Source organism: Vibrio sp. 10N.261.55.A7, from assembly GCF_002877365.1.
GTDB lineage: Bacteria > Pseudomonadota > Gammaproteobacteria > Enterobacterales > Vibrionaceae > Vibrio.
Genome location: NZ_MCWZ01000140.1, coordinates 1 through 4,425 on the forward strand (window position 1 = coordinate 1; position 4,425 = coordinate 4,425).

At 40.8% G+C, this 4,425-nt stretch carries 5 protein-coding genes; 4 read left to right on the forward strand and 1 reads right to left on the reverse strand.

Going from position 1 to position 4,425, the window contains the following annotated elements:
- Positions 1–72: 72 nt before the first annotated feature.
- The 4 genes from BCU12_RS08870 to BCU12_RS08885 all read left to right on the forward strand — a co-directional run bounded on the left by BCU12_RS08870 (position 73) and on the right by BCU12_RS08885 (position 3,948).
- Positions 73–501 (forward strand): hypothetical protein, encoded by a 429-nt coding sequence (locus BCU12_RS08870; protein WP_102403969.1) that lies wholly within the window; start codon positions 73–75, stop codon positions 499–501.
- Between the two features lie 170 nt (positions 502–671).
- Positions 672–1,343, forward strand: a complete 672-nt coding sequence (locus BCU12_RS08875; RefSeq protein WP_102403970.1) for a hypothetical protein — start codon at positions 672–674, stop codon at positions 1,341–1,343.
- Positions 1,344–1,815: 472 nt separating this feature from the next.
- A complete protein-coding gene (locus tag BCU12_RS08880) occupies positions 1,816–2,829 on the forward strand; it encodes a linear amide C-N hydrolase (RefSeq protein ID WP_102403971.1) in 1,014 nt (337 codons plus the stop codon).
- A 246-nt stretch (positions 2,830–3,075) separates the two neighbouring features.
- Entirely contained in the window at positions 3,076–3,948 is an 873-nt protein-coding gene (locus BCU12_RS08885) for a LysR family transcriptional regulator (protein ID WP_102403972.1), read from the forward strand.
- Here BCU12_RS08885 and BCU12_RS08890 read toward each other — a convergent pair.
- A complete protein-coding gene (locus BCU12_RS08890; RefSeq protein ID WP_241909784.1) occupies positions 3,937–4,395 on the reverse strand; it encodes a PACE efflux transporter in 459 nt (152 codons plus the stop codon). The genes BCU12_RS08885 and BCU12_RS08890 overlap by 12 nt on opposite strands.
- Positions 4,396–4,425 lie beyond the last annotated feature (30 nt).

Below are 4,425 nucleotides of genomic sequence, written 5' to 3' on the forward strand. Positions count from 1 at the left end.
AAGCTATTTAGTTATGTGATGTGATTGGTTTTATCATAGGCTCTACATTTTTTACGTTATATAGAGAACGCAATGATAAGAAAATCAGCATTATTATATTCAACGCTATTCACCATCATGTTTTCAACTGTGAGTCATGCTGATTATTGTGACGATACTTTGGGTCATGTCGTTGAAGGTGCCGTCGTTGGAGGCGCAGTGGCTGGCGCTGCGGGTGCGATTGTTGGTGGAAGTGAAGGTGCAAAAACTGGCGCTGCAATAGGAGCGACAGTCGGTGTTATCGACGGGTTGGTTGAAGGTGCAGTCCAAGAAGAACGCTGTCGAAGAGATGTGAGGGATCTCGAAGATAGAATTGTGATGGATGATATTGAGGACACACTTTATAGAGAAGCACTGGAAGATGAAATTGTTGATCAAGCAATAGAAGATGAAATAGATAGCCAACTCATCGAAGACGCAATTATTGAAGACGCATTAGAAGACGAATTTGATAGCTATTAGCATTGTACTGAAATATCAAATCCGTAATAAGTAAGAATACCATAATGAAATTTAGTAACGTCGAATTTTGTGTATCTATCGGAAATGACAATAGATACTATTTTTAAATCGAGCATTTCTATTGGTAAATTTCATTATTAACACCACTTCTAATTAATTTGAGGCAGTAAATGAACAAGTCAATCCTGAGTACCGTAGTTGTTGCATTATTATCAGCAGGAAGCGTATCAGCAGAAGGAATAACAGGCGGGCTTGAAGTCGATTATAAATCAAAAGCAATTCAATCTGAAACATATGAAACAGAAAATAGCGGCGCTAAAGTATTTGTAAATTATGGCGCTTTCGGAGCATCCGCTAAAACAAATAGACAGAATGTTCAAGAATACAACCTTAACTACACTCACCGCCTGGAAGATAGCAACATCTACCTAAAAGGTGAATACGAACTTGTGGATAGAACAGGTCAACTAAAGAACATTAATAAACTGGGACTAACGGTAGGTACAACTTTCGCAGAAACGATGAACGCTTCTTTCCGTTTTCGCAAAGATATTGAAGCAACCAGCAGCTCAAATAGAAGCGATATTTCGCGAGTGGATCTGGCATTAGGCAATCAATTTGAAAATGTACACTTCGGAGCAAAAGTCGTTGGCCAACAGCAGCATTCTAAACAACTGGTTGGCAGTGGTGCAAAAGACCAAACCTTGAACTACGAAGCTCGCATGACGTTCACTGGCATTAGTAATCTTTTCATCCCATATTTTGAGCTAAGCGATGAAGCGAATTTCCAAAATGATAAGCGTGAAACCTTCTCTAAAGTAGGTCTTGTCTTAAAGTTCTAATCATCTGTAACCACTAGAACAAAAATTTGCCACACTCCTCTAGTCTCCCCCAAGTCAATAACTTAGGGGTGTGGCAACTCTAGAATCAGGTCTCACAACGCAGACGTTAACCCGGTTATAAACAATTTCAATCTAGATTATCAGCCCTCAAAAGCTATACGCTGGATATACCATCGACTCAAAGCTTTCGCGCCATGCTTTTCATCAATGGAAAACAAAGAAGGGAGGCACAATTAAATGGGGTACATTCCTAATTGAATCCTGCGTATATAACAGTTTGTTAAAGTTCAGAGTACTTCCATGTATTGTTGATTTGGGTATATTCCCGCTCTCGTCAATTTCTAATGTTGATTCTTTAATCACACATTTTGCTTTCGTTTCCACACATCCTTCTTTTCGTTTTCTCCACATAATGGCTACATCAACTCAGCGGCTTACCCGCTAACCGAATAGTCAAAAAAGGAAACGAATGATGAAAAAGTCAATGTTAACTATCGCATTATCAGCAGCAATTGGTGTCGTCGGAGCTGCAGGTGCTTGTACAACAGCGGTTTATCACAATGGTGACGCTTCTATAACCACACGTTCGATGGACTGGTTCGGTCATGATGAAGCATCCGTCATCGGCAGCGGTATCGGTATTGATAGCGTGTATTCTTCCACTGACAATGCGGTGTCTACAGTATCGAAATACGCGACAATGAAAATAAAGTCTTTTCACAAAGCCAAAACTGAACTGGGTGAAGGCGTGGTGGCTGAAGCGATGAATGAGGCCGGCTTAGAGGCGCGTATTTTATACCTAGGTCGCGATTACACGTCTTTCCCTGAAGGAACGGCAGAAGTACCAGATGTGTCAGCGTTAGAAGTTCCATCATGGGCTGTTGATAATTATGCAACGGTTGCGGAGGTTGTTGCGGCAATTACGGAAGGAAAGGTCGACATAATCGATGCTGAAATCTGTAACTTACCGAACAGTAATGGACACTGTGCACAAGCCCCCGTTCATTATCAATTTGCTGATAAAACGGGAGATAAAGCCGTCGTAGAATTCGTAAAGGGTGAGCTAAAAGTCTATCAAGGTGACGACGCGGCGCAGTTAACGAACAACCCTGAGCTTTCTGTGCATTTAGAGTTTGATGCAAACGGTAAAAAGTCGGATGGTTCGATTCACCCAATTGACCGAAGATTAAGAGCAAAAGAGATCCTTACCGACATGTACAGCCGTAATGTGACGGATAATACCAAAGCTAAAAATGCGATAAAAGCGGTGTCACACAGTACTTTTGCGGGCTATGAACAAATGGATCATACGTTAGAAACGCCTGATGTATTTCCAACATTATGGACAGTCCATACAGACCGAAATTCAGGTGAATGGGTGTTAGACCGATTCGATACTTGGGCGGCTGAAACATATAACTTCACTATGTTCGATACAAAGAAAGGGGAAAGTAATCAGTTAGGTATCCATCCTTCTGATCAATAATGATTATTCTGACTGAAACTCAACACATCTAAAGCGTCAGTGGTGTGTTTAACGTGAAAGAGTTAGGGCTATTGTCCTAGCTCTTTTTGCGTTTAGCAGCCTGTTTGAATGGACTAGCTTGTATCAGGCAAAGGAAGCTTCATGTCACGTACAAAGCCAGCGCTTATTGCGCAGAGAATCAGGTTTTGCATCTATATATAAATAGATTACACTAGCTTCCATTGAAAAAACCAATAGGACATTAAAGTGATCAACTTAGACTATCTGTTATCTTTTGTCACAGCAGCCGAAAAAGGTTCATTTTCGGCAGCAGCCCGCCATATCGGTAAAAGCCAAAGTACGATCAGTGTGAGCGTTAATAACTTGGAAGTGGATCTTGGTGTTAGTTTATTTGATCGTTCAGGGAAATACCCGGTTTTAACAGAAGAGGGAGAGCACCTATATCAACAAGCGAAAGTGCTTATACGTCAAGCTGATAGAATTGAGAATTATACGTCTAGCGTACGTAATAATGTTGAAAACACGCTTAGATTTGGTCTTGATCCACTTGTACCGTTCCAATTGATTGAGAGTGCACTAGAAAAACTGGCTGAGAAGTTTCCATTTGTTCAGGTTGAGATTGTAAAAGAAAGTGGCGATGTATTGTGCGAAGAACTCAAAGAAGACCGATTGGATTTTGTCCTTCAGGTAATCTCACAAGCTGTACCGGAGTATTTTGAGTTTGCTAATATTTTCGAGTTGGAGTGGGTGTGTATTTGTAGCCCAGATAGTGAGTTTGCTGATGTTGAAATCGTTAAAAACGATATGTTGACTACTGAACGCCAGATCTTATGTAAGAGCATGTACAACCATAGTATTCTCGGCCCAATTGGTACAATGTCTCAGTCTACCTGGTTATCTCATGATCAGGACGATATGATTCGTATGGTTGAACAAGGTATTGGTTGGGCATTTGTTCCTAGATTGATGTTTGAAGAGCGAGTCTCGTTAGGTACTTTGGTTGAGTTCGTGCCAGAATTTCAAAAAACAAACCCTAAATATACCGCTGATTTGTTGTGGAAAGCGAACTCTAGCACCGGCCCAGCCTCTCAATATCTACGTGAGTTATTATTTGGTTAAGCTTTTTGTCGTTAGCGAGTCTGAACCATTGAGTAGAAAAAACTTATCGTATATGAGATTAAACCCCCAAGCGTAGACCAACGCATAAACAATAAATCCTATATCGGCGGCGAATGCCGCTGGTAACGATAGGTTTAAAGTCCAGGCAATAGCAGGTACGGTAACAATGACTAGCCCTAGTTCGAATAACAGTGCATGAGAGAGGCGATGCAATTTGGTTTTTACAAGATGCCCTTGTGTGCTTAGTAAATAGCGATCGAACAAGAGATTGAAGATCAAATTCCATCCCATCGCTAACAAAGACAACCCTATTGCTACTGTCCCTGCTTTGCTTGCATTAGTATCAATAAACAACAAGCTTAAAGGTACTAGGGTCGCAATTAGGCCGAGTTCAAACAGAATAGTGTGACGGATACGGTCGAATCCAGAACGATTATTTTTATTCATATTTTCCATATGATGCCTTTAGTAACAGTA

Bases quoted from the DNA above. Each gene is read 5' to 3' on its own strand.
- BCU12_RS08870 (WP_102403969.1), top strand. From the start codon at position 73: ATGATAAGAAAATCAGCATTATTATATTCAACGCTATTCACCATCATG.
- BCU12_RS08875 (WP_102403970.1), top strand. From the start codon at position 672: ATGAACAAGTCAATCCTGAGTACCGTAGTTGTTGCATTATTATCAGCA.
- BCU12_RS08880 (WP_102403971.1), top strand. From the start codon at position 1,816: ATGAAAAAGTCAATGTTAACTATCGCATTATCAGCAGCAATTGGTGTC.
- BCU12_RS08890 (WP_241909784.1), bottom strand. From the start codon at position 4,395: ATGAATAAAAATAATCGTTCTGGATTCGACCGTATCCGTCACACTATT.